The sequence below is a fragment of the Streptomyces sp. NBC_00019 genome, assembly GCF_045041015.1.
GTDB lineage: Bacteria > Actinomycetota > Actinomycetes > Streptomycetales > Streptomycetaceae > Streptomyces.
On the sequence record NZ_CP108302.1, the window covers coordinates 714,367 to 740,187 of the forward strand.

Annotated in this window: 23 protein-coding genes and 4 pseudogenes; 14 read left to right on the forward strand and 13 right to left on the reverse strand. The window is 68.9% G+C overall.

The window, feature by feature from the left end; translation table 11 throughout:
- Window positions 1-180 precede the first annotated feature (180 nt).
- Window positions 181-1,032, reverse strand: a complete 852-nt coding sequence (locus OHU89_RS03505; protein ID WP_405639697.1) for an alpha/beta fold hydrolase — start codon at window positions 1,030-1,032, stop codon at window positions 181-183.
- 352 nt (window positions 1,033-1,384) lie between these two features.
- On the opposite strand from OHU89_RS03505, the gene OHU89_RS03510 reads away from it, so the two are divergent.
- The 3 genes and pseudogenes from OHU89_RS03510 to OHU89_RS03520 form a co-directional block, all read left to right on the forward strand.
- On the forward strand, window positions 1,385-1,987 hold the full coding sequence (locus OHU89_RS03510; protein ID WP_405639699.1) for a TetR/AcrR family transcriptional regulator: 603 nt from the start codon (window positions 1,385-1,387) through the stop codon (window positions 1,985-1,987).
- A 364-nt stretch (window positions 1,988-2,351) separates the two neighbouring features.
- Window positions 2,352-3,355: pseudogene (locus OHU89_RS03515) on the forward strand (NADP-dependent oxidoreductase).
- A 102-nt stretch (window positions 3,356-3,457) separates the two neighbouring features.
- Window positions 3,458-4,183: pseudogene (locus OHU89_RS03520) on the forward strand (alpha/beta fold hydrolase); the annotation flags it as partial.
- A 185-nt stretch (window positions 4,184-4,368) separates the two neighbouring features.
- On the opposite strand, the gene OHU89_RS03525 reads toward OHU89_RS03520, so the two are convergent.
- Entirely contained in the window at window positions 4,369-4,959 is a 591-nt protein-coding gene (locus OHU89_RS03525) for a TIGR03086 family metal-binding protein (RefSeq protein ID WP_405639701.1), read from the reverse strand.
- Window positions 4,960-5,020: 61 nt separating this feature from the next.
- Here OHU89_RS03525 and OHU89_RS03530 point away from each other — a divergent pair, with 61 nt between their 5' ends.
- The gene (locus OHU89_RS03530) at window positions 5,021-5,836 is read left to right on the forward strand and encodes a DUF6597 domain-containing transcriptional factor (protein ID WP_405639703.1); all 816 of its coding nucleotides are present in this window, start codon (window positions 5,021-5,023) and stop codon (window positions 5,834-5,836) included.
- 128 nt (window positions 5,837-5,964) lie between these two features.
- On the opposite strand, the gene OHU89_RS03535 is transcribed toward OHU89_RS03530, so the two are convergent.
- The gene (locus OHU89_RS03535) at window positions 5,965-6,354 is read right to left on the reverse strand and encodes a hypothetical protein (protein WP_405639705.1); all 390 of its coding nucleotides are present in this window, start codon (window positions 6,352-6,354) and stop codon (window positions 5,965-5,967) included.
- Window positions 6,355-6,602: 248 nt separating this feature from the next.
- Between OHU89_RS03535 and OHU89_RS03540 the strand changes: the two genes are divergently transcribed.
- Both OHU89_RS03540 and OHU89_RS03545 read left to right on the forward strand, forming a co-directional pair.
- Window positions 6,603-6,839, forward strand: coding sequence for a hypothetical protein (locus OHU89_RS03540; protein ID WP_405639707.1), 237 nt, complete (start codon window positions 6,603-6,605; stop codon window positions 6,837-6,839).
- 52 nt (window positions 6,840-6,891) lie between these two features.
- A pseudogene (locus OHU89_RS03545) lies at window positions 6,892-7,203 on the forward strand (TetR/AcrR family transcriptional regulator); the annotation flags it as partial.
- Window positions 7,204-7,533: 330 nt separating this feature from the next.
- Here the strand turns inward: OHU89_RS03545 and OHU89_RS03550 are convergent.
- The gene (locus OHU89_RS03550) at window positions 7,534-8,466 is read right to left on the reverse strand and encodes a DMT family transporter (protein WP_405639709.1); all 933 of its coding nucleotides are present in this window, start codon (window positions 8,464-8,466) and stop codon (window positions 7,534-7,536) included.
- Between the two features lie 69 nt (window positions 8,467-8,535).
- Here OHU89_RS03550 and OHU89_RS03555 point away from each other — a divergent pair, with 69 nt between their 5' ends.
- Complete coding sequence (locus OHU89_RS03555; protein ID WP_405639711.1) at window positions 8,536-9,144, forward strand: TetR/AcrR family transcriptional regulator; 609 nt, start codon at window positions 8,536-8,538, stop codon at window positions 9,142-9,144.
- 61 nt (window positions 9,145-9,205) lie between these two features.
- Here OHU89_RS03555 and OHU89_RS03560 read toward each other — a convergent pair whose 3' ends face one another.
- From OHU89_RS03560 to OHU89_RS03570, 3 genes are all read right to left on the reverse strand, one after another.
- Window positions 9,206-9,574, reverse strand: coding sequence for a phosphopantetheine-binding protein (locus OHU89_RS03560; RefSeq protein WP_405639713.1), 369 nt, complete (start codon window positions 9,572-9,574; stop codon window positions 9,206-9,208).
- A 130-nt stretch (window positions 9,575-9,704) separates the two neighbouring features.
- Window positions 9,705-10,862 carry a serine hydrolase domain-containing protein gene (locus OHU89_RS03565; RefSeq protein WP_405639715.1) on the reverse strand — a complete coding sequence of 386 codons (1,158 nt, stop codon included), beginning with the start codon at window positions 10,860-10,862 and terminating at the stop codon, window positions 9,705-9,707.
- A 181-nt stretch (window positions 10,863-11,043) separates the two neighbouring features.
- Window positions 11,044-12,291 (reverse strand): MFS transporter, encoded by a 1,248-nt coding sequence (locus OHU89_RS03570; RefSeq protein ID WP_405639717.1) that lies wholly within the window; start codon window positions 12,289-12,291, stop codon window positions 11,044-11,046.
- 239 nt (window positions 12,292-12,530) lie between these two features.
- Between OHU89_RS03570 and OHU89_RS03575 the strand changes: the two genes are divergently transcribed.
- A complete protein-coding gene (locus OHU89_RS03575; protein ID WP_405639719.1) occupies window positions 12,531-13,736 on the forward strand; it encodes an MFS transporter in 1,206 nt (401 codons plus the stop codon).
- Here the strand turns inward: OHU89_RS03575 and OHU89_RS03580 are convergent.
- Both OHU89_RS03580 and OHU89_RS03585 read right to left on the reverse strand, forming a co-directional pair.
- Window positions 13,663-14,388, reverse strand: coding sequence for a response regulator (locus OHU89_RS03580; RefSeq protein ID WP_405639721.1), 726 nt, complete (start codon window positions 14,386-14,388; stop codon window positions 13,663-13,665). The genes OHU89_RS03575 and OHU89_RS03580 overlap by 74 nt on opposite strands.
- Window positions 14,389-14,422: 34 nt before the next feature.
- Entirely contained in the window at window positions 14,423-14,830 is a 408-nt protein-coding gene (locus OHU89_RS03585; protein WP_405639723.1) for a MerR family transcriptional regulator, read from the reverse strand.
- Window positions 14,831-15,249: 419 nt separating this feature from the next.
- Here OHU89_RS03585 and OHU89_RS03590 point away from each other — a divergent pair, with 419 nt between their 5' ends.
- Window positions 15,250-16,755: a SulP family inorganic anion transporter gene (locus OHU89_RS03590; RefSeq protein WP_405639725.1), complete on the forward strand. Its 1,506-nt coding sequence runs from the start codon at window positions 15,250-15,252 to the stop codon at window positions 16,753-16,755.
- A 232-nt stretch (window positions 16,756-16,987) separates the two neighbouring features.
- Here OHU89_RS03590 and OHU89_RS03595 read toward each other — a convergent pair whose 3' ends face one another.
- Both OHU89_RS03595 and OHU89_RS03600 read right to left on the reverse strand, forming a co-directional pair.
- Window positions 16,988-17,509 (reverse strand): cupin domain-containing protein, encoded by a 522-nt coding sequence (locus OHU89_RS03595; RefSeq protein WP_405639727.1) that lies wholly within the window; start codon window positions 17,507-17,509, stop codon window positions 16,988-16,990.
- A gap of 62 nt (window positions 17,510-17,571) precedes the next feature.
- Window positions 17,572-18,804 (reverse strand): MFS transporter, encoded by a 1,233-nt coding sequence (locus tag OHU89_RS03600; protein WP_405639729.1) that lies wholly within the window; start codon window positions 18,802-18,804, stop codon window positions 17,572-17,574.
- Window positions 18,805-18,922: 118 nt separating this feature from the next.
- Between OHU89_RS03600 and OHU89_RS03605 the strand changes: the two genes are divergently transcribed.
- Window positions 18,923-19,429 (forward strand): MarR family winged helix-turn-helix transcriptional regulator, encoded by a 507-nt coding sequence (locus tag OHU89_RS03605; RefSeq protein WP_405639731.1) that lies wholly within the window; start codon window positions 18,923-18,925, stop codon window positions 19,427-19,429.
- 335 nt (window positions 19,430-19,764) lie between these two features.
- Here the strand turns inward: OHU89_RS03605 and OHU89_RS03610 are convergent, their stop codons facing one another.
- Window positions 19,765-20,061 carry a hypothetical protein gene (locus OHU89_RS03610; RefSeq protein ID WP_405639733.1) on the reverse strand — a complete coding sequence of 99 codons (297 nt, stop codon included), beginning with the start codon at window positions 20,059-20,061 and terminating at the stop codon, window positions 19,765-19,767.
- A gap of 711 nt (window positions 20,062-20,772) precedes the next feature.
- Between OHU89_RS03610 and OHU89_RS03615 the strand changes: the two genes are divergently transcribed.
- The 3 genes and pseudogenes from OHU89_RS03615 to OHU89_RS03625 form a co-directional block, all read left to right on the forward strand.
- Window positions 20,773-21,954, forward strand: coding sequence for a hypothetical protein (locus OHU89_RS03615; RefSeq protein WP_405639735.1), 1,182 nt, complete (start codon window positions 20,773-20,775; stop codon window positions 21,952-21,954).
- 175 nt (window positions 21,955-22,129) lie between these two features.
- Window positions 22,130-22,684 carry a hypothetical protein gene (locus OHU89_RS03620; protein WP_405639737.1) on the forward strand — a complete coding sequence of 185 codons (555 nt, stop codon included), beginning with the start codon at window positions 22,130-22,132 and terminating at the stop codon, window positions 22,682-22,684.
- A gap of 84 nt (window positions 22,685-22,768) precedes the next feature.
- Window positions 22,769-22,918 (forward strand): annotated as a pseudogene (locus tag OHU89_RS03625) (IS5/IS1182 family transposase); the annotation flags it as partial.
- Between the two features lie 361 nt (window positions 22,919-23,279).
- Here the strand turns inward: OHU89_RS03625 and OHU89_RS03630 are convergent.
- Window positions 23,280-23,621 carry a DUF4440 domain-containing protein gene (locus OHU89_RS03630; RefSeq protein ID WP_405654282.1) on the reverse strand — a complete coding sequence of 114 codons (342 nt, stop codon included), beginning with the start codon at window positions 23,619-23,621 and terminating at the stop codon, window positions 23,280-23,282.
- A gap of 618 nt (window positions 23,622-24,239) precedes the next feature.
- Here OHU89_RS03630 and OHU89_RS03635 point away from each other — a divergent pair.
- Window positions 24,240-25,814 carry a sigma-70 family RNA polymerase sigma factor gene (locus tag OHU89_RS03635; RefSeq protein WP_405639739.1) on the forward strand — a complete coding sequence of 525 codons (1,575 nt, stop codon included), beginning with the start codon at window positions 24,240-24,242 and terminating at the stop codon, window positions 25,812-25,814.
- Window positions 25,815-25,821: the final 7 nt, after the last annotated feature.

Here is a 25,821-nt window from a genome sequence, read left to right on the forward strand (position 1 = left end):
CGCCCGAACGGATCCAGCGCTCACACCACGGGCGGACCCGTCACCGGCCCCATCAGCGGTCCGGCCTCCCGGCCGACCAACAGGGGCACTGGCTGACCACAGACGTCGAGTGGTTCCGGCGGCGGAAGTCCTCACCTGTCGGCGGCTACGGCACTGAGTCTCGCCGACCCGGCACGTCCCCTAGGCGGCGAGGAAGTCGGCCACCTGCTTGGTGAAGGCCTTGGCGTACTGGAACAGGAACGCGTGGCCGGCGCCGGTGTAGAGCACGAGCGTTGCGTCAGCGAGGTGCTGGACCGCGACATAGGAGTTATGGGCGGGGATCATCACGTCGTCGAGGCCGTTGGCGTAGAGGACCGGCTGCTTGATGGCCTCCAGTTCCGCGACCATCTGGTCGAAGGGGGCCGCCAGGAGGGTGGCCGCCGCGGTGAGCATGCCCAGGGCCGCCGTCTCGGAGACGGCGGGGCCGCCGCCTGCGAGCCGGGTCGAGACATGAGCGAAGTGTTCGTGCCCAGCAGCACGGGCCGTTTCCGTCTCGGGGTAGAACAGGTACAGCATGTCCTCCAGGTCGGCATCGGGCTTGGCCATGATGCCGAGCACCTTCTCACTGAAGGCCGGAGCGTCAGGCACCCAGCCGGCCGGGCCACTGCCCGCCACAACGAGCTTGCGCACCAGCTCGGGGCGCCGTACGGCCACGCGCTGGGCGACGATGCCGCCCAGGGACCAGCCGAGCAGGTCGGCCTGCGCGAGGCCGAGTGCGTCGATGAACTCGATGGCACCCTCGGCGAATCCTTCGAGGGAGTCGCGCGGCTCGCCGTCGGTGTAGCCGACGCCGACATTGTCGAACAGGATCACGTCGCGGTCGGCGGCCAGGAGGTCCAGGAACTCCGGGTCCCACCAGTCGATGGTGCCGCGGAAGCGGTTCAGCAGGACCAGAGGGACGCCGCCCTGCGGACCCATCCGCCGGTAGGTGAACCGTGCGGAGGGACCCTCGACGGTGAGGTCCTCGACCTTGTCTGCCAGATACGTACTCATGATGGCCTTCTCTTGTTGGCGGGTCTGTCTGTGCGGCATCTCACGGGTCTGCCCGAGCAGCGCCCCGAAGACGTGTTGGGACTGCGGGACGGGGTTCTCCACGCCGACGCCCGGCGTGCTGAGCCGACGCTGTCGACCGGGTCGGAGATCCGCCCGGAACGGCGGAAGATCAGCCGCCCAACTGACGGCATTCACGTCTTCCAACTTTTAACTTACGCTCATAATACTATGCAGTAGGTGCACCGGGCGCAATGAGGCCCTCGCATCCAGCTACTGCCAGCCACCGCGCTTCGAGGTGGACCCGAGCAGATGTCGAGGTGGACAGCCCCACAGGTAAGCAAAGGAGCGTGTCGTGCGATACGGGAACGAGCACAAGCAGGCGACCAGGCAGCGGATCATCGAAACGGCCGGCCGCCGGTTCAAGCAGGACGGCATCGACGCCTCGGGCGTCTCGACACTCATGAAGGACGCGGGACTGACCAACGGCGCCTTCTACACGCACTTCACATCGAAGGACGACCTGGTGGCCACCACGGTCACCGACCAGCTACAGGCGCAGAACGCGAGCATTGTCACGCAGGCAGCACCCGGCCGCGCCGGGCTCGAACAGATAGTGCGGTGGTACCTGTCCACCTGGCACCGCGACAGCCCCGGCGACGGCTGCCCCTCCGCCGCCCTGCTCGACGAAATCGCACGCTGCACAGACCCGACCAAGCAGGCTTACACCGGCGGCGTACTACTTGTCATCGACGGCATAGCCGCCCGCATGGCACCTGGCGAACCGCTCGCGGTTCGCACCAGGACGCTCAGCGCCTACGCCATGATGGCCGGGACGCTGCAGCTCTCCCGAGCCCTCGCCTACCGGCAACTCTCCGATGCGCTCCTCGAGCAGGGCATCCACAACGCCCTCGCGCTGCTGGGCGTCGAACAAGAGCACTCCAGGACCACGAACTGACACGCCTGACCGCACCCCGAGTGAGACCTCGGGAGTCACAGCCGCAGCGGCGGCCCCGAACCCGCCGATCAGCACCACGTCCACCCTTGCGGTCCGCCGACCGACGACTTAGCATTACGAGCGTAATCTAATGACTCTCGCCCTCGACCCGCACGCGGACCGACGTCAACACCCGCTGCACGGGACAAGGTCGCCCAGAAGATCCGTCGGCCAACGGCGAACGTCGGCCCAACACCCGGCACGCATCACCTGCACTCGCCCCACGAATCGGCATCATCAAGCAGTCGCGAGTCACCGCACACCACCCGAAAGCTCGGCATAGCCAACACCCCTGTCCGCTGGGGGACGAGATGTGGAGACGACAATGAGGGCCTTCACGGTAGAGCGCTACGGCGACAAGGCCGGCGTGCGTGCCGCCGAGGTGCCGGTCCGGAGGTGGGCGCGGACGACGTGCTGGTCCTGATCCGGGCCGCGAGCATCAACCCGCTCGACCGCATGATCCGGGACGGCGAGATGAAGACGATTCTGCCGTACCGGGTTCCGTTCGTCCTCGGCAACGACCTTGCCGGGGTCGTGGTCGAAGTGGGCGCGGCCGTTACCCGGTACGCAGTGGGGGACGAGGTCTTTGCACGCCCCGACAAGAACCGGATCGGCACGTTCGCCGAACTCATCGCCGTGCACCAGGACGACGTGGCGCCCTTGCCGGCCACGCTCACCATGGAAGAGGCGGCGTCCCTCCCCCTGGTCGCACTGACCTCGTGGCAGGCGCTGGTGGAGCGGGCGCGCATTCAGCCGGGGCAGAGGGTTCTCATCCACGCGGGTTCCGGCGGCCTGGGCACCATCGCCATCCAGCTGGCGAAGCAGCTCGGTGCACACGTGGCGACCACCACGAGCACGGCCAACGTCGACCTGGTGAAGCGTCTGGGCGCGGACGTCGTCGTCGACTACAAGAAGCAGTCGTTCGAGACGGTGCTGCACGACTATGACCTGGTCCTGGACTCGCTCGGCGGCGAGACGCTCGAGAAGTCCCTTGACGTCCTCAAGCCCGGCGGCAAGGTCATCAGTGTCGCGGGCCCTCCCGACCCCGCCCTCGCCAGGGAACTGGGGGCGAACCCGATCATCCGGCTGGCGATGTCCGCGCTGAGTTACCGGACGCGGCGACGCGCCCGGCGGCGCAACGTGACGTACTCATTCCTTTTCATGAGGGCCAGCGGAGACCAACTGCGCAAGCTCACCCCTCTCATCGAGGCCGGCAGGATCCGGCCCGTCGTCGACACCGTGTTCCCGTTCGAGTCGACCCGCGAAGCACTCGCGTACGCCGAAGCGGGGCGCGCGAAGGCCGGCAAGGTCGTCGTCAGGATGACGTGACGGACCACTCCCCCGCTCATCAATCAGGTCTTCCACGAGCGCGGACGACAGCGTCCGCCGCGACGAGAAGCGCCGTCGAACCCGCTACAGAAGGCCCTGGACATGACCACACCACGGAATTCCCCGTCCCCCTCGACGTCGTCCTACAAGAACGCGCCGACGCGTGCCGTGTCCGTTCGCGGCGAGGACTTCGTCTACCGGGAGCTCGGGCCCCAGGAGGGCGTGCCGCTCATCCTCCTGATTCACCTGGCCGGGGTCCTGGACAACTGGGACCCGCGCGTCGTTGACGGACTCGCCGCGCAACGTCGGGTCATCACCTTCGACAACCGCGGCGTGGGCGGCTCGAGTGGCTCCACGCCGGCCACCATCGAGGCGATGGCGCGCGACGCTGTGCTGTTCATCCGAGCCCTCGGATTCGACCAGGTCGATGTGTTCGGCCTGTCGATGGGCGGCTTCATCGCACAGGTCATCGCGGAGAAGGAACCGCGCCTCGTCCGCAAGGTCATCCTCGCCGGCACGGGGCCCGCCGGAGGCCCCGGCATCGACAAGGTCCCGGCACTCACCATCCAGGCCACGCTCAAGGGTGCCCTGACCCGCCAGGACCCCAAGCTCTCCCTCTTCTTCACCGCAACCGCAGGCGGCAGGCAGGCCGGACGAGCTTTCCTGGAACGGCTGAAGGAGCGCACGCACAACCGCGGCAAAGCCATCTCGGTGACGTCGATCCGCGCCCAGTTGAAGGCCATCAAGCAGCGGGGACGCCAGGCGCCGTCGGACCTGTCGAAGATTCACCAACCGGTCCTCGTGGCAAACGGTGAGGACGACCGGGTGGTGCCCAGCCGGAACACACTCGACCTGGCCGCACGCCTCCCCCGGGAGCGAACTCGTCCCTCCTTTCCCGGATGCCGGGCACGGGGGAATCTTCCAGTACCACGATCAATTCGTGGCAAATGCGCTCGACTTCCTCGCATCTTGAGGAACAGTGCCCTGCCCAAAGATCGGCGGCCGGTTGGAGCCTATTTCCAGTGCGGATCCCTGCCGGTCCGGGCCAGCAGCCGCTCGAATGCCGACGCCCCTTCGGCCTCCGGCACGGGCTCCCCGAACACACCCATCGTCCTGGCCGTCGGCGCCAGCTCGTCCACCGCGCCGGACAGTTCCGTCACTACCGCCTCGTTGGCACCCGGGTAGTCCTGGCCTGTCGCCCGCGCCAGGTCCCACACATGCACGGTCAGATCGAGCAGCGCCATCGAGCCGACCAGCCGCGCGGGCATGTTCATCGCGCCGGTCGTCCCTTCCTCGGCGCCTGGCGTGGACCAGGCCGCCACCAGCCGGTCCGCCTCGTCCGTGAGCCGCTCACGCCACTCGGGGTTCCCGGTGATCCGGTCGGGCGTCTGACCGAAGTCCGACGCCTCCTTCACGGCCAGCTGCTGGAACTGCACGATGACCTGAAAGAGGTGATTGACCAGCGCCTTCACGTCGTACTCGGCACAGGGCGTGGGGGCGGACAGAGCCGCGTCCGGGATGCCCCGGAGCACCGGAACCGCCCTCTTGCACGCCATGCCCAGCAGCTCACCGATGCCGTACGTCTCCACAGGGTTCGTGTCCATGCATCGACCCTAGGTACATCCACCGCTGCCCTCTTGAAGAAACGCGACATACGATCCGGTCATGGCCGAACCCCGCCGCGATACCCGCGGGATCGTCGACCCGTCCGGGCTGCTGACCCGCGTGCGGTTCCGCCGCCACGAGCCCGCCGAGCCGCTGCGCCGCTACGTCGAGTGGTACTGGCTCATCGACTGGGACCTGCCCTCGCCGTACGCCTCCCATGTCGTTCCACACCCCTCCATCCACCTCACCTTCCAGTGGGAAGAGGACCAAGGCCCGCCCTGCGGCGAGGTCACGGGCGTCGCGCTCGGCCTGTACACCCGCAAACTGACCGGGCGGGGCCGGGTGTGCGGCGTGAAGTTCCGGCCCGGTGCCTTCCGCCCCTATGCACCGCAGGTACCGGTCTCGCACTGGACCGGCCGCGTGCTGGCCGCCGAGGACGTGTTCCCGCAGATCACCGAGGACACCGCCCGGTCGGTCGTCACTCCCGCCGACGACCACGCCCGCGTCGCCGCCCTCGACACCTTCCTGCTCTCCCTCGACCCGGCCCCCGATCCCCAGGCCGACCTCGCCCGGGACCTCGTCCAGCGCATCCACGCGGACCGCACGGTGCGCCGCGTCAGCGATTTCGCCCGCACCCAGGGCCTCTCCGTGCGGGCGCTGCAACGGCTCTTCTCCGCCCACGTCGGCGTCAGCCCCAAATGGGTCATTCTGCGCTACCGCATCCACGAGGCCCTGGAAGTGGCCGGCACCCGCAACGACATCGACTGGGCCGCCCTCGCCGCCGACCTCGGCTACGCCGACCAGGCCCACCTCGTACGGGACTTCACGGCCACCGTGGGCGTCACACCGACCGCCTACGCTCAGGCCGCACGCTAGTTACGGCGCGGTGGGTACGCGGACGGAGTGTTGGCGGAGTCATCGCATCGTGTCGCTGGTCGGGCCGTCACGGTCGCCAGCGGAGGAAGGGTCCGCCAGCTATCTGACGGACCCTCACGCGCAGTCAATCACGGAGGGCTACAGGGGTAGTTGTTGCCGGTGCCCAGCACGATGGAGTTGATCGGGCTCAGATTCTCGACGTTTCCGTACGGCGCGGCGAAGATGATCGTTTCGCCTCTGCCGGTGCCGTTGTAGCCGGTGCACAGCTCCACCCAGGCGCCACCGTACTGGTTGTTCACCACGTAGTGGTCGCCGTACTGGTTGCTGAGGTTATGCGGACCATAGGCCCAGTAGACTCCGCCGCTTTGGATACCCGAGTTCGGGTCGGCGTCGTTGTAGAGGCACACGGCTCCGTACGGGCATCCGTAGTAGCTGGCGCTGGAACTCGCGGACGCGGGCCCGGCAGCAACGGCCACGACCGACCCCGCCACCGCGACGGCCGAAACCGCCAACCTCATGAGTTTGCTGAGAATCGCAGGTACCCCCTTGAAAATGAGGCGAGCGGAAACGCTCGCTCTGATCTGTGAACGAACAGCCCAGCGACAGCAGGACGCACCCGTCGATCGCTGGGGACGCATCAGTTCCGTTGCTCCTGCGGGTATCGAGGCGGAAGTGTGGACAGGCGGTGCGCAGCACAACCTAGAGGGCCACCCACCCCAACGGTCCCTGACACATGTCAGGGGCCGTGTGCTGGCAGGATCGCTTCGTGGATGTTTCCGAGAGCATGGCCGGCTGGACCGACTGGGACGGCGCTGCCTTCATGGTGGGCCGTTCGCTGGGGATCTTCGGCAGGTCCGAAACGTTCACCCAGGTCAAGTGGGTGTTCTGGACGGACAATCCGGTCGGGAACGCACTGCATGAGGTGCTCCAGCAGTTGGTCGCAGCAGGAGTGCTGGAACGCCGGGAGGAACCGGACGAGCAGTTCCGATGGATCGGCCCGTGATGTCAGGCCACTCCAGCGGACGGCTCTCCTTGCGTGGTGGGGGCTCGAGTTGATGACTTCGGGCGGTCCTGACGCGATCACACTGCGCGCCATCGCCCGCGAGATGGGCATGACCGCCAACGCCGTCTACGGATACTTCGCCACGCGCGACAACCTGGTCACCACGCTGATCAACGACGTGTACACCGCGCTGGCCGACACCGTGGAATCCGCCTGGGAAGCCGCACCGCCCCAGCACCCGGCCGCCCGCATCCAGGCCTGGGCCCGCACGTTCCGCGGCTGGGCCCTGGCCCGCCCCGAGGGCTTCCTTCTCATCTACGGCGGCGACCCCGTTCCCGGCTACCGACCGCCGGAAGGCGGCGCCGCCCCGGACGCCGCCCACCGCGTCTGCACCGGCATCACCGCACTGGCGCCGGCAGCCTGGCCACACGCCGAACACCACTACACGGACAGCGACTTCACCTGGTCCGACGTCGACGCTGGCCTCCTCGACAAAGTCCCCCGCGGCCTTACGGCCACCTCCAGACCCAGACCCTCAACCCGGACAAACTCTTCACCGAAGAACTGGCCCAGCTCATCCGGACCCTGGATATCCCTTCGCAGCAGTAGAAAGCCCCGCGAAAAAAGCGAGCCGCAGCCGCCCCACGCCACACAGCACTCCACTGGGTCGCCTACGCCAGGCGCAACTGCGACATCAGGCACCGCACTTGGCCGACCTCGCGGCCTCGCCCGTGTCCGCATCCCGCGCGCGCACCCTGGCGGATGGGGTGTCACCGCGATGGACGATGACGACTGCTGCGAGGCCGACGGCCAGGCCGAGGGCGGTCTGCGGACCGAACATCTCGCCGAACATGAGGGCTCCCCAGACTGCCGTGACCGGGGCCATGAGGAACATGAGCGTGTTGACCTTGGTGACTCCAGAGCGCCTCAGGATGAGCCAGTACAGCCCGTATCCGCCGAAGGTCGACAAGGCTACGAGCCAGATGATCGCGGCCCAGAAGGAGAGTTCAGCGGGCGGCTTCGCGGCTCCGATGCTCACGGCCAGTGCCGTGAAGATGACGGCACTGGTAGCGCAGTGGACGGTCAGGGACACGGCGGGCGCGACTCGCGTACGGGAGCGGCTTTCGAGGAACGTGGCCGCCACCAGCGAGAACATGCCGAGGAAGGGGATGAGATAGGCCCACCAGGCCACACCGGTGCCGACCGCGGCATCGGCCAGGGTGACGATGGCGACGCCGCTCACCCCCAGGCACAGGCCGAGCCACTGCTTGTGTGAGACGTATCGACGCAACAACGGTCCGGCGAGGGCTCCGGCGACGAGGGGCTGGACGCCGTCGATCAGCGCTGTGGTGCCGCTGGAGACCCCGAGTTGGATCGCGTAGTAGACGGTGAGCAGATAGCCGCTCTGCGACAGCATGCCGATCATGGCCTGCCGGGCCACATCCCGCACCGCGAGGTCCCGCCACGACGTTCTGGAGACGGTGGCAACGACGATCAGGATGACGGCCAAGGGCAGGAACCGCCACATCAGGATCGTGATCGCAGACGCACTGCCCGCGCCGAGCTTGGCTCCGATGAACCCGGAACTCCAGCAGATCACGAAGGCGATCGAGAGCAGGAAGTTCACGTCTCACCCTCCACTAAACAGATCGGTATACTCAGCTACCCACTATACAGATCGGTATAGTATTGAGGCATGGGCACTATTGAGGGGCCGCGACGGGTCACGATGACGCCTGCCGCACGGCGCGTCCTGGAGGCCGCCGCGAGGCTGTTCTACGAGCGCGGCATCCATGCCGTCGGGGTGGACCTGATCGCCGACGAGGCTGGCGTGACGAAGAAGACCCTCTACGACCGGTTCGGTTCCAAGGAGCAGATCGTCGTGGAGTACCTCGCGGATCGTGATGAACGCTGGCGGGCCTTCCTCGCCCAGCACCTCGACGCCGTACAGCCGGTGTCGGCAGCGCGCGTCCTGGCCGTCTTCGATGCCTCACGCGCGTGGTCGGAGCAGAACAGCCCCAAGGGGTGCAGCATGGTCAACGCCCACGCCGAGATCAGCGATCCGTCCCACCCGGCCTACGCGATCATCACCGGGCAGAAGCAGTGGATGCTCGCCCTGTTCACCGACCTCGCCGAGGGCATCACCCCGGACGGGGCCGACCATCTGGGCCGGACGCTCATGCTGCTTCACGAAGGAGCGCTCGTCGCCCACGGCCTGAACATCCTCGCCGACCCCATCAGCCATGCCCGCGAGCAGGCGCAAGCTCTCGTTGCCGCCGCTGGGGACCCCGCGGCGAAGCGGTGAGGTGACACCCGAGAGATCGCTTCCGTGAGCCGGAGACAGCCATGCCTCTGATCCGTTCCGGTCACATCCGGGAGGCCTCGTCCTGGACACTGGGATTCGCCGCCGTTCCCCGGACGGTCGGGTGGCGGTACAGCTCCCGGAGCCGTATGGACGGCAGGCCGCAGGCCCGCAGAGCGGCACCGATGCGGACAGCGGACAGGGAGTTGCCGCCGCGCTCGAAGAAGTCGTCGTCCGGGCCGACGGGCAAGCCCAGCACGTCGCTCCAGATCTCCTTCAGGCTTGCGACGAGGTCGTCGTCGGTGACAGCGGCCGGGGCCGCGGCCCGCTCGGATGGGCGTAGGGCGGCGGGCGCGGGGAGCCGCGACGGGTCGAGTTTGCCGTTGGCCGTCAACGGAAGCGCGTCCAGCGCGGTGACGGTGGCGGGGAGCATGCACTCGGGCAGGATGCCGGCGGCCCGCTCGCGGACCCGGGCGGGGTCTCCCCGGGCGACAGGGTGACGTATCGATCCTGTACGGCTCCAGTTCTCGGGCAGGGATCACAACCCAAATACTCATGAGCGCTCAGGAGGTGAGCGTGGTGACCACCCGGTTGACCATGTCCTCGTTCGTGGTCAACGGGGTCGGGGTGTAGGACAGGACGAAGCGGAGACGGAGGTCGAGGGTGGAGAACACGCGGGTGCGGTAGCCGTACATCTCGCCGGTCTTTCCCCAGAACGTCATGCCGTTCACCGTGGCCGTCTGCAGGCCCATGCTGTAGCGAGCGGGGCTGCCGTCCTTCCACATGCGAACGTCGGCCGGAGGCAGGGTGACGAGCTTGTCCAGCGCCCGGGGCGGCAGCAAGACGCCGGAGAACAAGGCCTGTTGGAAAGCGAAGAGATCGTCGACGGTGGAGACCAGTTCGCCCTCCCCCCAGGTGCTTGACGGGTTGTAGACGGTGACGTCGCGCAGGGAGCCGTCGGTCATCCGCAGGTAGCCGTGCACCTGCGGACCGTGCAGCCGGGGGTCGTCGCCCGGTGTCAGCGTGCGCGTGAGGCCGAGGGGTCGCAGGACGCGAGAGCCGATCGCCTCGCCGTAGCGCTGTCCCGTCAGCTTCTCGATGAGAAGGGCGAGGAGTACGTAGTTGATGCCCCGGTACTCCTGCTTGGTGCCCGGACGGAACTTCAGCGGGCCGTGTGTCACGGTCCGCACCCACTCGTGCGGTGTCCAGCGGTCGAACCGGTGCCGAAGGACGGCCTCCGGCGTGCTCGTGTCGGGGATGCCCTGATGGTCGGGGATTCCGCTGGTGTGGTTGAGGAGCTGGGTGACGGTGATGCGAGCGAAGTCGGACGGGAGCAGCCCCGGCAGGTAACGCCCGATCGGTGCGTTCAGCTCCACGCGGCCCTCTGTCCACAACTGGAGCACAACCGTGGCCACGAAGGCCTTGGTGACGCTGCCTGCGCGGAACTTGTCGTCGGGGCGTGCGGCACGCCCGGCGGTGAGGTCGGCAAGGCCCGCGGTGCCGTACCAGTGGTCCGTGCCGTGGGCGGCACGCAGTTGCGCAGAGGTGGCCGGCGGGTGGGAGAGGTCGGAGATCGCCGCCTGTAAGGCGCCTGTGTCCAACTCCCCGGGCCTGGCGGAGTCCGCCTCCGCCCGGGAAGCCGCACTTCCGGCCGCGACCAGCACTGCACCGGCCACGGCACCACGGGCCAGGGAACGTCGGGAGATCGACTGAGAGTCCATGGAGCTCATGCTGCCGACGGCCCCACACCCGGGTCATCCGGGATGTCCCCCACGTATCCCTGACCCCACCGGCGCCTGTCCGTGCGGGACGTGCAAGCGTGGAATCCCTCGCAGCTCACCAACCGTGAGCAGGCCAGTCTCCTGCGGCCACGCTTCCACACGATCATCGCCCAGCCCAATCTCAGTGAGGCACCGGTTCTTCAGAGGCGGGCAGTGGTTTGGCGGTCGGCGGGGCCAGCGCGCGGATGGAGGGGGTGGCGACCATGGCAAGGGTGGCGAGGAGGATGAGCGCGGCGGCCGCGTAGAGGGTGGCATGGAGGCCGAGGAGGACTACGGCGGGCCCGGCGGTGAACTGGGCGAGCGGGATCGCGAGGTAGGAGCCGAGGTCGTCGTAGGCGTAGACACGGGCAAGGCGGTCCTCGGGGATCTGCTCGTTGAGGGTCGAGTACCAGGCGACGCCGGCCTGCTCGACGCCCACGCCCGCCACGAAGTTGGCCGCGACCAGCAGCCAGGTGTACGGGGCGAGGGCGAGCAGCAGCGGAATCGTCGCCGTCAGGCCCATGAGCGCGCAGCCGACCAGGATCGCGCGCCGGGGCTGCCATCTCAGCGACAGTACGCCGCCGGCGACGGCGCCGAGCGAGCCCGCGGCGACGGCCAGACCCCAGCCGGTGCGGCCGATCCCGGTGGTGTCGGCGACGGCCGGGCCGAGGACGGTGAACGAGGCGGTGAGGCCGGCGTTGAGGAAGCAGAAGGCCACCACGATCACCCACACCCAGCTGCGGGAAGTGAACTCCTGCCAGCCGACGCGCAGTTCATGCACCAGGCCGGGGCTGGGCGCGGGCGGCGCGACCTGGACGCGGACCAGCGCGAAGGACGCGGCGGCGAGCGCGAAGCTGAGCGCGTCGACGGCCAGGCCCCAGCCTGGGCCGACCGCGGCGACCAGTAGGCCTCCCAGCGAGGCGCCCACGATCACCGCGCTGCTGCCCGCGATCCGGGAGAGCGCGAGGGCGGCGCGCCGGGACTCGGCCGGCACGGTCTGGGGCAGCAGGGCCTGGGCGGCGGGCTGGTAGCAGGAACCTGACGCCCCGTTGACCGCGGCGAGCACCATGAGCAGGGGGACGGCGGCGCTGTGGGTGAGGACCAGGGTCGCGATCACCGCCTGACTCACGGCGCTGACCGCGCTGCTGCCGACCAGCAGGGGGCCGCGCGGCAGCCGGTCCGCCAGCACCCCGCCGTACAGCAGGAAAAGAATGCCGGTGAGAGAGTGGGCGCCGACCACCAACCCGAGCGAGCCGACCGAGCCAGTGGCGTCGAGCACGGCGAACGCCAGGGCGATCGGCGCCACCCCGTTGCCCAGCAGGTTGGCCGTCGTCCCGATGAACAGGTGACGGAACGGGCGGTGGCGGAGAGGCGCCAAGGCGGCAGACATGCGCCTGATCGTCGGAGCTGGGCGGCGCGCCCGTCAACGGGTTATCGGACTGGTGAGGCATCCCCTGGTTTGTCCCGCCCGACGGCGAACCCGAACTTCGGGTACGCGATCACCCGTTACAGGTCGCCGTGTCTCAACACAGCGCTTAGGCGAAGTACCGCGCTCAGGCCCATGCCCACCCATGACACCCCTGGCTAGAGTCACCGCCGGTCCATCCGCTGCCGTCGGGAAGAGAGCTCATGAGCGTCGACCCGATCGAGACGAACCGGCTGAGCGCACCGCCCGGGCAGGCGGAGGCTGGTGAGCGGCGTGTCATCGCTCTCGTCTACCTGGCGGGCGTGTCGGCGGCCGTCGCGCTGGGGCGGTTCATTCCGCTGGAGGCGCAGGTCAGGGACGCCTTCGGGCTCTCGCTGACAGCGTTCGGCTGGCTCGTTTCCGGTGTCACCGTGGTCGCGGCGTGTCTGGCCGTCCCGACCGGGTTGTGGGTCTCGCGGCATGATCTGGGTGGGGTCCTGTCCGCCGGGCTGGGAGTCATGCTGCTGGGCGGGCTGCTGGAGGTCGCGGCTCCAGTGGCGTTCGTGCTGTACGGCGCCCGGGTGCTGGAGGGGGCGGGGTATCTGGCGGTGGTCGTCACGGGGCCGCTGATCCTGTCGTCACGGTGCGGGCCCGCGACGCAGCGCGGGGCGCTGGCTCTGTGGAGCACGTTCGTCCCTGTGGGCATGGCATTCGCCTCAGCCATCGGGGCGCTCGGCGGCGCGGTGGAATGGCGGGTGGCCGGGGCACTGACGCTGTTACCCGCTGTGGCCGCCCTCGCCGGTGCCCTGGGGTGGCTGACCGGTGTCCGGGGCCGGGCGGACGAGCAATACGTCGGTCACAGCACGGGGTTCGGGCCCGTGCTCCAGCTCTCGTTGTCCTTCGCTCTCCTCGCGCTGCTCGGGGTGACGGCGGTGGCCCTGCTGCCGAACCTCGCCGCGTACAGGGGTGTGCCCTCGGCGGTCGGCGGTGTGACCGCCGCCGTGGTGTCGCTGGCCGCGGTGCCCGGTGGGCTGCTGGCGGGGCTGTTGCTGGGCCGGGGTGTCGGGCCGCGTGCACTGGCCATGGCCGTACTCGCCATGCCGTGCACCGCGGTGGTGATGTACCAGGTCGCGGCCTGGGCCGTCATCGCCGTCGGTGCGGCCGTGATGCAGTTCGCGGGTGGTCTGGTCCTCGCCGTGCTGCACGCGAGCGTGCCGTCCGTCGCCCGCTCGCCGCACGAACTGGGGCGTGGTTATGGCCTGTTGAATCAGGCGGGCAGTGCGGGCACGCTGCTGGGCCCGCCCGCCTTCGGCTTCGCCGTCACGTGGTCCGGCTGGGCGTCGGCGACCGTGCTGGTCACCGCGGTCGCCTTGGGCGGTCTGGCTCTCTTCCTGGTGGCGACCAGGCGTCCGGGACCGTCGGCACGGTGAACCCGGACTGGTAGGCGAAGACGACGAGTTGGGCGCGGTCGCGCAGGGCGAGCTTCTCGCGCAGGTGGTAGACGTGCGAGCGTACGGTCGCCTCCTGCAGCGTCAGTTTGGCGGCGATGTCCGCGTCCGACAGACCGGCCGCCACCAGCAGCAGAATCTCGCGCTCGCGCGGGGTCAGTGACTGCAGGCCCTGCTGGGCCGCGGCGACGGGCTGGGCGTTGCGCCAGTAGAGCCAGTCGATCAGGCGCCGGGTGACCCGGCCGCTGGTCGCGGCCTCGCCCGCGACGAGGGCGCGCACCGCGCGGATCACCTCCTCGGACGGGGTGTCCTTGAGCAGATATCCGTACGCGCCCGCCTCCAGCGCTTTCATGACGGTCGCGTCGTCGACCTGCGTGGTGAACACGAGGACCTCGGGGCGCGGTGCCGGCCACGCCGGGCCCGTGACCTCGGCGGCGACCTCCAGGCCGGAGCGCCTGGCCAGGCGGATGTCGGTGATCAGTACGTCGGGCGTGTGCTGCCGGGTCAGGGCGAGTGCCTCCGTGCCGTCTCCGGTGGTCGCGACGACGTCGATGTCCGGCTCGCGGCTCAGCGCGCCGGCCAGTCCGTCGCGCACCACGGGCAGTTCGTCGCAGATCAGCACCCGGGTCGTCACGCGCCAACGGTAGCGGCGCGTGACGACCTGCGGGTCAGGGGGTGGGAGTCCGTCGTGGGAGGCGCACGGCCAGCGTGGCCGCGAAATCCTCGGCGCGGGCCAGCTGGGTGCGCAGATCGGCGACGCGCTGCTGGGCAGCCTGCTCGAAGCCGCGGATCCGCTCCAGCAGCTCCTCGCGCTCCCCGGGCGGCAGTTCCTCGCCGGAGTCGAGGCGGTCGGTGGCGTCGAGGAGGGCGCCCATCTCGTCAAGCGTGAAGCCGAGCGGCTTCATACGGCGGATGACCATCAAGCGGGCGACGTCGGACTCGGTGTACAGGCGGAAACCGCCCTGCGAGCGCGCGGAGGGGATGACGAGGCCGGCGTCCTCGTAATGCCGAATGGTGCGCAGCGACAGCTCGGTCCGCGCGGCGACCTCACCGATCTGCATGTGCTCGCTGCTCACGCGGGGACCTTCCTCGTCTCTCAACTGCGGCCGCGGGCGACCCGCACCGATCTCTACCCTAACGTTAGGGTAGAGTTCCCGTGACGTTGGATCGGCTGCCTGCCGTGTCCGTTCCCATGGTGCGGGATGCCGCTCCGTGACCGTCAGCCGTGTCGGGGCCGACGAAGCCCCCGGCGAAGACCGTGGTCCGCAGGAGAGAGCGTGCGCATGTCCGTGATGCCCGGCGTGGCCGCTGCCTGCCCGCCGTGACTCTTCGCTCCCAGCCGGCACCCGGTGCCCTCGTGGGTCGCTCGGCTGCTGCCCCCTGACTTCGGTCCGCGCGCTCGCGGACTTCATGGAGGACCGCCCCGGTGCTCCACGCCCTTCTGCGTGCCCGCTGTGATGCCGGGTGTGCCTGAGCACGACAGGTTCCTCTCGTCTTGTCTTCCTCCGTACTGTCCGCGGCCGCGTGGTTGCGCGGCTCCCGGCGCCCGACCTGGCTGTCCGACCCGAAGGTGCTGCGCACCGAGGTGCTGGCCGGTCTCGTGGTCGCCCTGGCGCTGATCCCGGAGGCGATCTCCTTCTCGATCATCGCCGGCGTCGACCCGGCCATCGGCCTGTTCGCCTCGTTCACGATGGCCGTGACCATCGCCGTCGTCGGCGGCCGGCCGGCCATGATCTCCGCGGCCACCGGCGCCGTCGCCCTGGTCATCGCCCCGCTGAACCGCGAGCACGGCTTCGGCTATCTCGTCGCGGCCGTCATCCTGGCCGGCGTCCTCCAGATCGTCCTGGGTGCGCTCGGGGTGGCCAAGCTGATGCGGTTCGTGCCGCGCAGCGTGATGGTCGGCTTCGTCAACTCCCTCGCCATCCTCATCTTCATGGCGCAGGTGCCGGAGATGACGAACGTGCCCTGGCCGGTCTATCCGCTGATCGCGGCGGGCCTGGCGCTGATGGTGTTCTTCCCGAAGGTCACCAAGGTGATCCCCGCGCCGCTGGTGTCGATCGTGATCCTCACGGTTGTCACGGTCGCCGCCGGCATCGCGGTGCCGGCCGTGGGCGACAAGGGCGACCTGCCGTCCTCCCTGCCCGTGCCCGGCCTACCGGACGTGCCCTTCACCCTCGACACCCTCACCACCATCGCCCCCTACGCGCTCGCCATGGCCCTGGTCGGACTCATGGAGTCGCTGATGACCGCCAAGCTGGTCGACGACATCACCGACACCCACTCCTCCAAGACCCGCGAGTCCATCGGCCAGGGCATCGCCAACATCGTCACCGGCTTCTTCGGCGGCATGGGCGGCTGCGCGATGATCGGCCAGACGATGATCAACGTACGGGTGTCCGGAGCCCGCACCCGGTTGTCGACGTTCCTGGCGGGCGCGCTCCTGATGGTGCTGTGCGTCGTCTTCGGACCGGTCGTCTCCGACATCCCCATGGCCGCGCTCGTCGCGGTGATGGTCATGGTGTCGGTCGCCACCTTCGACTGGCACTCCATCGCCCCGAAGACCCTCAAGCGGATGCCCGCCGGGGAGATCACCGTCATGGCCGTGACCGTCGCCTGCGTCGTCGCCACGCACAACCTCGCCATCGGCGTCGTCGTCGGCTCGATCACCGCGATGATCATCTTCGCCAAGCGCGTCGCCCACCTCGCCGAGGTCACCGCCGTCACCGACCCCGACGGCGGCACGGTCGTCTACCGGGTCACCGGCGAGCTGTTCTTCGCCTCCTCCAACGACCTCGTCGGCCAGTTCGGCTACGCCACCGACCCCGACAAGGTCGTCATCGACCTCTCCGCCGCCCACATCTGGGACGCCTCCTCCGTCTCCGCCCTCGACGCCATCGAGACCAAGTACGCCCAGCGCGGCAAGTCCGTCGAGATCATCGGCCTCAACGAACCCAGCGCCCGGATCCACCGCAGACTCAGCGGCGAACTCGCCAGCCACTGACCGACGTAGACACACGAGGGCCGCGGAGACCCCACTCTCCGCGGCCCCTTCCTCCGCTTGCCGCACGCAGGTTCGGGAAAGTCCGGGCCCACGACGCCGCGCCAGGGGCCTCGTCAGTGCACGACGGCGCCCGGCGATCCGACCCCATGAGCAAGTCGTGTTCGCCGGGCGCCCGTTCAGTGGTCCGCTCCATCCCTGGGCCGGGCCACCCGGACCCGGGGCATGGAGTCGGTCATGCGGAACCCTCCAGGGCGGCACGCCAGACAGGGCTGTCGACGTAGTGGTTGTCGAAGCGCTCCGATGACTCGGCGATCTCCTTCGGGTCAGCCTCGCCGCGCATCACCCGGCTGAGCAGGCGCAGGTAGTCGAACCTGCCCATACCGGGGGTGAAGACGAACAGGACGTCTGCTTCACAGCCCGGGGCGGCCGCGAAGGCGTGCGGGGTGTGGGGCGGCACCGCGAGGAAGTCGCCCGCGTTCAGGAGGGTGATCTCCTCGCCCACCAGCACCTGCAGAGACCCGCTGATCACGAAGAACAGTTCCGTTGCCCGGGTGTGGAAGTGGGCCGGCGCCCCTGCCGCGCCCTTCGCGAAGGTGGACCGGTAGCTCGTGAACCCGCCTGCGGTGCCGTCCGAGTCGGCCAGAAGGGTCATCACACTGCTCGGGTCGGAGCAGGTCTCAGCATCTGCGTGACGGGTCAGCACTGCCGCAGACGTGGTGTCGGTCGCGGACATGGCAGGCGTCTTCTCGTTCATGATCATGCTCCTGGGATCTCGATGTGGTTTTCATGCGGGTGGGAGAGGTCGGGCCGGGTGTTTCAGGCGCCCAGCGTGATCAGGGTCGCGATCGCCGGGCCGAAGGCGCCGCCCAGCTGGTAGCAGAGGTTGAACAGCCCGATCGCCATGGGGCGCTGGGCGGCCGGCGCGGCCTGGATGGCGTACACCGCGAGCGTCGCCTGGCCCGCGCTCGTCGCGAAGACTGCCAGCGTCGCGACGATCAGGAGCAGCGGCGCCCAGGGGGTCAGTACCGCGGTGAGCGGGGCCAGCGCTCCGATCGTGAGCAGGATCGTCAGCACCCGCGGGCGGCTCATCCGGGCGGAGGCCGCGGCCAGCACGATGGAGAGCGCCGAGCCCGCGAGGAGGGCGGCCATCTGGCCGGTGCCGATCGTGGAGGTCGACCAGCCGGTACGGTCGCCGAGCAGCTGCGGGATGGTGAAGAGCAGTGTGAAGTACGAGGTCGCGAGGGTGCAGGCGAGCAGCGCGGAGAGGACGAACGTCCGGCTGCGCAGCAGTGCTGCCGGGACGAAGCCCGCGGGGTTGGACCGGATGTGCAGGGCCAGCAGCGCGGCCATCACCAAGGAGGCGGCCACCGCCGGGAACGGGTAGCGCGGTACGAGCACCAGGGCCGTCGCCATCAGCACCAGCAGGGCGGCACCCCGGCCGTCGAAGGGGGTGCTCGGTCGCGGTGGGCGCGGTGCGGCTTGGCGCATGATCGCCGGCAGGGCGAGGAGCGCGACCGCCCCGACGGCCAGGGACACCCGCCAGGAGGCCATGCCCGCGATCGTCGAGCCGAGCAGCGGCCCGGCCGCGCCCAGCACCCCGAAGCCCGCTGTGATCACGCCCATCCGGCGGACCGAGCCCGCCAGGCTCATCGCCGCGGTGACCAGACCCGCGCCGCCCACCGCCTGGGCCGCCCGGCCCGCCATCGCCAGCGGCAGCCAGGGCGCCACGGCGACGATCGCGGTGCCGGCCACGATCAGGGCCGCGCTCAGCCGGAGCACGCTGTGCAACCCGCGGCGGCGCAGTAAGCCGGCCATCAACGGGGTGCCGACGGCCAGGGCCCAGGCGAACACCGTGACGAGCCACGTCGCCGAAGCCGTGTGGATGCCGAGCGAGTCGGCCATGTCGGGAAGGATCAACACCGGGGCATTGGCGCTCGCGGCGAGCGGGGTGGCCAGCAACGCCAGCCATCCGGCAGGGACTTGGCGCGGCGCCTGCGGGGCAGCGGGGGGCGGGGTCTGCGCGGCGGGGCGAAGAACGAGCTCTGACATCGGGGGTGCTCCTGTCGTTCAACCTTGATAATCTCAACGTTGAGATAAAAGCAGCCCGACTCCTTCAACGTCAAGCCTCTTAACGTTGAAAGAGTTTTCATGGGGAGGAGCAGCGGAGATGAGCGATGCCGTGGACGCGATCATCGGCCAGTGGGCCAAGGAGCGCCCCGATGTGGTGGAGGACCTCTGGCCGGTAGAACTCTTCGCGCGGATCCAGCGGCTGGCCCGAGTGATCGACAAGACCGCCAAGGCGTCAGCCGCCGCACACGGAGTGGAACATGGCGAGTTCGACGTGCTCACCACACTGCAGCGCTCCGGGCCTCCCTACGCCCTCACCGCCGGGGCCTTCCTCAAGGCGTCCATGGTGACCTCCGGCGCAATCACCAACCGCATCGACAAGATGGAGGCCAAGGGCCTGGTCGAGCGAGTACGCGAAGGCGACGACCGACGCACCGTCAAGATCCGCCTCACCACGCACGGACACGAGGTCACCCGGGCCGCCTTCGCCGACCATCTGGCGAACTACGCACAACTGCTCGCCGGCGTGGACCGCGACCTGGTCGACAAGACCGCCGAGGGCCTCCGGCAGATGCTGGAGGCCCTCGGTGACACCGCCATCAAGTGACAGGCCGTCCGTCCGACGGCCGACTCCCGCAGTCCGGCCACGCTGTCCGGGTCCGGGTACGCACACGGCGGGCCAGATGTGACGGACCACGGCAGAGGATCGCCCGCGTACCGAACGTGCCCGGGCGATCCGGCATCGGGACGCGCGGGCCGGGATGACACACAGCCCGGTCCTCGCACACAGGCCACCGTCCGCGCCGCCGACGTCGAACCGACAAGCACGGCCGCACCCCATACACCCTCATCACTCCCGAAGGCACCGCACTGATCCGTCTCCAGCTCATCGGCGACATCCGGGTCCCCAGGTCTCGGGGGCGTTCCGGTAGGCAGCTCAGGTCACACGGGCCTGCGCCCCGAGGTGGAGTCAATGGCCGCCTGCACCGCTTCCAGCAGCGCGGCAAGGCCATCGGCCTGCTCCCATTCCGCGGCCGAGTACTCCCGGATCGTGCCCCCGCCCTTGACTTGGCCATGCCCGATCTCCACAGTGCGCTCCCCCTTCCGGTCGGGACCGGTGACGCGGAGGTCCAGGTGCCGTATGCGGAAGCGGGCAGGGAGAATGCCGAAGATCTCCAGTATCCGCCCGTCGAACGAGTAGATATCGCAGCCGACCGTGCCCATGATCTCGTCGTTCATGGGAGGAACCACATGCACGGGATCAGCCGGAGCCAGGCCACTGCCGCGGCGGAGCGGCCCGCCCACGGGGGCAGTGGCGGGCCGGGGCGCAGGGCGGTGCGTGCGGCGGGCAACAGACCCGCCCGCCGCTCCACACCGTGGTCACGGTGCCCACACAGCTGCCGGTCTTGCCCCACCGGCGGCGGCCACGCGGCGCGGGCGGGGTCACGGCGCCTTCCGGTAAAGGGTTCAAGAGGTCCTGGAGTCGCTGCTGTTCGGTGTCGTCCGCGTACGTCGCGCTCCGGTGCGCGGGGCACGACGGACGCGATCCCGTCCCAGTACAGAAGGGCCTGGTGCAGGATCTCCTTGGGCGGGTTGACCGTCGGATGGTAGAGAAGGACCGCCATCGCTCCCCCTGAATCCGCGTCGGCGTCCACGCCGCCAGTCAGAGGACAACGGCAGCGACGCCGGGGCGTGACAGGGAGAGGAGTTGTCCGGTTACGTCCCGCGCTGTGCCTCAGCTGGTGAGCAGCCGATTCGTCTGCGATGGCCTCGCACCGGCAATCGGTGTCGACAATGCGACAGGGCTCGCGGCGTGCGATAGATGTGATCGCCTGACGGAGGAGGCCCCGGACGTGCAACCCTCCGAGATCGGCAAGAGTCTAGCGACCGAAGGACTGTTCCCCCGGAAGACACCGTCCGTCCAGCTGTGCCCCAACAGAGGATCTCCCCATGCCAATAGCCCCGCACAACCGTCGCGCCTGCCGTGCCGCTGTCGCCGCCTTCGGCGCTGCCGGCCTGATCGCGCTGGGCGCGGCTCCCGCTGCCTACGGCGATGAACCCGCACCCGAATTGGTCGTTGGAGGCATCAAGGCGATCGATGGCGTGAAGCCGGGGAACAGCTTCGATCTGCCGGTCACCGTGGCGAACAAGAGCACCACAGCCGCTGAGAAGGTCTGGGTCACCTACTACGTCACCCGAGGACTCGACTTCGCGGAGGTTCCGTCCAACTGCCTGGTACAACACGTCCGGCCCTACGACGAGATGCCCGAGAGATGGACAGCGGCGTGCGCGTTCGACCAGGCGGTTGAGCCGGGCGTCGTCTATACACCCGAGAAGCTTCTGCGTGTGACGACACTGGACCGCGCGCTCAACGAGGAGCTGCGCGTGCGTGTCGGGGACGTCGAGCCCGGGGTCGACGACAACGGCACTGATCCGGTGGCGGGAACCGCACCGGCGGTGAAACTGGTCGAGGGACAGGCCGGGGGCGAGGGGTCCGCTGGAGTTGTCACTGTCCCCGTCACCGCGGTCAACACGGCCGACTACCAGGTGACGGGTGCCGCGTTGAAGGGGAGCGTCGGTGAGACGGTGACGATGAAGGCGACCTTCACCAACGCCGGGCCCGCCTGGGTTCAGCCCAGGGAAGGGGATCAGTCCGTCCAGGTCATCATCACACCTCCCGCCGGAACGTCCGTCGTCAAGCGCGGCCAGTTCTGCCGAGCGGAGGGCAAGACGTATGTCTGCGGCATGCGGTCGCTCTATGAGGGCAGCGGAGAGACCTACACCTTCGAGCTGAAGATCGACAAGCGGGTGGCGGGCGCCAAGGGCTCGGTGGCGCTGAGCACGGAAGCGCGGCCGTTCGACCCCGACAAGGACAACGACAAGGCCGACATCACGCTGGACGTCACGGGCGGGGAGTCGGCCTCCCCGACGGACAGCTCAGCCCCTGGTTCGAACAGCTCGACTGGCGGATCGTCGTCGACCGGCGGCAACGGGACGACGCCGAACGGTGGCTACCTGGCAGAGACCGGCTCCTCGACGCTGCCGATCACGGGCGCGGCTGCAGCGGCAGTGGTCACGGGTACGGCCACGCTCCTCATCGTGCGCCGCCGCCGGACCCAGGGTGCGAGCTGACGACCGTCCGACGCGAGCGGTGGTACCCGGCCGGGCCCCCTGAACCGAGACCCCGGCCGGCTGAGGGGCAGCACCAACCGCCGTAGCGAAGGGAGAGCGCCCCTGCGTCGAACGCCTCAGCGTTGCAGGAGAATCCTTGGCCCGGCGGGATGTTCTTCGGCCTAGGATCTCGATCATGTTCAGATCAGGGGTGGGGTTCCTTGCGTTGTTCGGGCTCGGCTGGTGGCTGCTGGGCTCGAGCGCATTCGACGGGTTGACGCGGCAGGTTCTGATCGCAGTCGGCTGTGCCGTCATGGTGGCGCTGATGCTTTCCGCGCGCCGCTTCCTTCCCTCGTCGGCAGGGGGACCATTCCCCATCGACCGACGTCGGCGGTTCAACCAGATCAACGGACTCCAGTGGCTGTTGATCATCGTGGTCGTCGCAGTCTGCCGCCAGATCGGCGTGCCGGTGCTCGTTCCCCCACTGGTCGCGGTCGTGGTCGGGCTTCACTTCCTGCCGCTGGCAGCGGTGTTCGAGCAGCCTCGACTGCGCATACCGGCCGCCTTGTTGATCGCTTCCGGCACGGCGGGCTTGATCGTCTGGCTTACGGACGTCCCCGACGAAACCGTTCGCCTTGTCGTGGGCCTTACTTCTGGGCTCTCTCTGTGGGGCATGGCGATGTGGACAGTGGCAGGAACGGCGTCCGCTGCCGGGCAAGGAGCAGGAATCAGGGGATCTGGCGGCGCGTGAAAGGCACCATGTCCAGAACGCACAAGGCTCCCGTGCCGTTGAGGGAGATGTTCGAAGTCTCAACCCATCGGCGCTGGACCCTTGTTGGTCCCTCACCCTGCCGCACTTGACCTGCCCCATGCGCTCATCGAGTGGCTCGCTATGTTCATCGTCACCAGCGAAGGTGACTGCCTCTGCAAGCTCCCGCCGCACCAACGTGCCCTGGTCGCTCTGGTGTACCCGCATACGAGCGATGAGGGCCGCGACGACGACATCGCGCGGGAGACGGTCGCGCGTACCGGCGCGAGCGTCATGGGCAAGCGCATGCTCGACCTCGGCGGGCCGACATGGCCTGAGGAGGCGCCCTTCCACACCTCGGTCTTCGTCGTGACGCCGCACCCACTTGTTCTTGTTCGTCGATGTTGGACGGGTCCAACATCGCGCTGGAACCGGTCCGCTCGGAGCCGTCGTCACGGGTGACGCACCTGACCTACGCCGCGCACCGACGCTAGAGCAGGCCACCACGGCCAACTGCGTAGCCCCTTCGTGTCGCCGTCAGGCCGGCTGCACGGTCGGCTCGGCGACCTCCGCACTCACGGGCGGAGGTTACACGCGCTCAGCTGGTCAACGTTCCCTGGTGGAAGTACATCCGCCAGCCCGTCTCCGTCAGGCGCCACAACGAACTCCGCCATGCCCGGCGGCCCTGGTTGTCCGCGAAGTACGTGAGATGGACGACGCCCGGAGCAAGCACGGCACCGGACATTTCACTGACCTCGACAGGAGACTCCGCAGACACCGAGCCGGCACTCGTGACCGTGACGATCGACTCCACGTCCCATCGGCGCCCAGAAGCGCCGATCTCGGTGAACTCCGGATCCAGAAGCTCCAGGACATGGGCCGGAGAAGCACGTACCTCAGGGTCGAGAAGCCGCAACTCCCCGTCGACGGCTGCTTGCACGGCCTGCTCACTCTCATCCACCACACAGGAACCCTACGGACAAGCCTGACCAGGACACAGCGAATTCTTCACGCGACGCGGACACAGCACGGAGATACCGCCAAGACGCCCGGTCATCTCTGGACGGACGAGGGCCAACTGGCCCCGGAACTCGTACGCAGGTCCGCGTCCGTAGATGCGCCTTGACCCAGAATCTTGGCCACGGACGAGGACGGCCGGGTGCCGTACGAGGAGATGTACCAGCGCCAGTGCACAGCGCGCTCGCTCACGCCGTATCCGCACATCTGGTTCACAAGTCGAGTAAAGAGAACGCGGGGCTTGTCCCTCTTCGGGTGTGACGGCCGCTTCCGGGGTGGGAGCGCGAGGGCCGTGACGCAGAGGGGACGGGCGGGATGGATCTCATGTCGATGGTGCTGATGGTGCTGGGCGTGTTGCTGCCGAGCTTGGTGGATCTAGTGCGGAGTGTGGCTGACCGCAACCGTGCGGCGGCCCAGCGCATCCGTGCTTCCGGGGAGGCCGAAGTGGTGCGGGCCAAGCTCGGTCGGGGTGGTTCGAGTGGTGCGGGGACGGGATGTGGGGCCGATGTCTGAGCGGGAGAAGGCCGTTGACCTAGAGCAAGTGTTCGAGCGCTACTACGGCGAGATGGTGAGCTATGCCCGCAGGTGGTTGCGTGAGGCCGGGGTGCCGGGGTTCTACGAGGAAGCCGAGGACATCGTCCAGGGAGCGTTCGCGAAGGCCTGCCGGAATCCGGAACGCATCAGCCAGCCGCGTGCCTATCTCTACCAGGTGATCAAGAACCAACTGAAGGAGCACGAGGAGCGGACCCAACGTGCTGAACGGGCAGCTCAGTTGGACGCGCCGCCTGCGGTGGCGGGCGTCGACGAGGTGGTCGTGGAGATCTGTGATGTGCAACGTGCCCTGGCCGGGCTGCCCCTGCAGCAGCGTACGGCGGTCTATGCGGCGAAGGCACTGGCGTTCACGCAGGCCGAGGTCGCCGAGGTCATGGGCAGGCGCCCGGGGACTGTCGCCGTCCATATCGCGCGGGCCGTACAGGTACTCAGGGCCACGCTGGTGACGACCGCAGCGGTGGCAGCCGTGCTGCTGTGCCTGGGAGCCACGGCGGGGCTCCGGTTCATCAGCGCCGCGTCCCGGCAGAGGCAGCAGCTACCCGATCCGGGAGAGTTGCTGCACTGGGGTGGGCTCGTGCCGTGGCTGGCGGTCGCCGGGGCCGCGAGCACCATGGCCATGAGCTTTTCGCTCTACCGGATCCGTCCCGACGCCGCAGGCCAACAGCGCCCGGACTTCACGACGATGGGGCTCCTGCTGCTCCGTGTGCCGAACTTCCTGTGCAGCTTCCTCGTGATCCTCCTGCCTGCCTCCCTCCTGGGCCAGTTCTCCTTCGTGGTGCTTGTACTGTGGCTGGCCAGCGGCGCGCTGATGTTCCACCGCGCCACCGAAGACCTCATCGCCCGGTATCTGCTGCGGCTGCGTCGCCCGACCCCGCAAGAACTGGCCCGGCTGGATCCGGTATGGAGGGAAGTAGCCGCCCGAGCCGGCCTGAAGTACGAGGCCTACACGCTGTGGGTGGAGGACAGCGACCAGCTCAATGCGGTCTCCGCAGGCGGCCACATCCTCGGCGTCACCCGCGCCGCCCTCCACCGGCTCGACGACACCGAGCTGGCCGCCGTCCTCGCCCACGAACTGGGCCACCATGCCGGCGGGCATGCCTGGTCGTCACTGCTCGGCTACTGGTACGCCCTGCCCGGACACTTCGTGTGGTACATCCTGCGCACGGTTGCGGCCGTCCTGTTCGCGGTGGCCCGCGTGTTCGGCGTCCTCGGCACCGCCGCCGTCCTGCTGCTCTTCGGTGGCCTCGCCTGGTGCGCGCTCCTGGTTCTCTACGGGCTGCCAGTCCTGATGCTCGCCGTGCCGTACGCGCTCGCGGCTGTCGGGCGTCGCGCCGAGCTGAACGCCGACCTGTTCGCCGCCTCGCTCGGCTTCGGCCCCGTCCTGACCAACGTCCTCCAGCGGCTACACCGTCAAGAAGAGCAAGAACAGGGCGCTTCCACCAGGAGCCCCGCCCCGCGTCGACTCGCTCGGGTCCTCGCCCCGCATCCGGACTACGACACCCGGCTGGAGCTGCTGAAGCCGTACCACGACGCAAGCCTCCTCCCCCCTGTGGGCCAGAGGTGAGCGACCG

What these genes read in the sequence shown, in the direction of transcription:
- OHU89_RS03505 (WP_405639697.1), bottom strand. Translation starts at nt 1,032, where the DNA reads ATGAGTACGTATCTGGCAGACAAGGTCGAGGACCTCACCGTCGAGGGT.
- OHU89_RS03525 (WP_405639701.1), bottom strand. Translation starts at nt 4,959, where the DNA reads ATGGACACGAACCCTGTGGAGACGTACGGCATCGGTGAGCTGCTGGGC.
- OHU89_RS03530 (WP_405639703.1), top strand. Translation starts at nt 5,021, where the DNA reads ATGGCCGAACCCCGCCGCGATACCCGCGGGATCGTCGACCCGTCCGGG.
- OHU89_RS03535 (WP_405639705.1), bottom strand. Translation starts at nt 6,354, where the DNA reads ATGAGGTTGGCGGTTTCGGCCGTCGCGGTGGCGGGGTCGGTCGTGGCC.
- OHU89_RS03555 (WP_405639711.1), top strand. Translation starts at nt 8,536, where the DNA reads ATGGGCACTATTGAGGGGCCGCGACGGGTCACGATGACGCCTGCCGCA.
- OHU89_RS03560 (WP_405639713.1), bottom strand. Translation starts at nt 9,574, where the DNA reads ATGCTCCCCGCCACCGTCACCGCGCTGGACGCGCTTCCGTTGACGGCC.
- OHU89_RS03565 (WP_405639715.1), bottom strand. Translation starts at nt 10,862, where the DNA reads ATGGACTCTCAGTCGATCTCCCGACGTTCCCTGGCCCGTGGTGCCGTG.
- OHU89_RS03570 (WP_405639717.1), bottom strand. Translation starts at nt 12,291, where the DNA reads ATGTCTGCCGCCTTGGCGCCTCTCCGCCACCGCCCGTTCCGTCACCTG.
- OHU89_RS03575 (WP_405639719.1), top strand. Translation starts at nt 12,531, where the DNA reads ATGAGCGTCGACCCGATCGAGACGAACCGGCTGAGCGCACCGCCCGGG.
- OHU89_RS03595 (WP_405639727.1), bottom strand. Translation starts at nt 17,509, where the DNA reads ATGAACGAGAAGACGCCTGCCATGTCCGCGACCGACACCACGTCTGCG.
- OHU89_RS03600 (WP_405639729.1), bottom strand. Translation starts at nt 18,804, where the DNA reads ATGTCAGAGCTCGTTCTTCGCCCCGCCGCGCAGACCCCGCCCCCCGCT.
- OHU89_RS03605 (WP_405639731.1), top strand. Translation starts at nt 18,923, where the DNA reads ATGAGCGATGCCGTGGACGCGATCATCGGCCAGTGGGCCAAGGAGCGC.
- OHU89_RS03610 (WP_405639733.1), bottom strand. Translation starts at nt 20,061, where the DNA reads ATGAACGACGAGATCATGGGCACGGTCGGCTGCGATATCTACTCGTTC.
- OHU89_RS03615 (WP_405639735.1), top strand. Translation starts at nt 20,773, where the DNA reads ATGCCAATAGCCCCGCACAACCGTCGCGCCTGCCGTGCCGCTGTCGCC.
- OHU89_RS03620 (WP_405639737.1), top strand. Translation starts at nt 22,130, where the DNA reads ATGTTCAGATCAGGGGTGGGGTTCCTTGCGTTGTTCGGGCTCGGCTGG.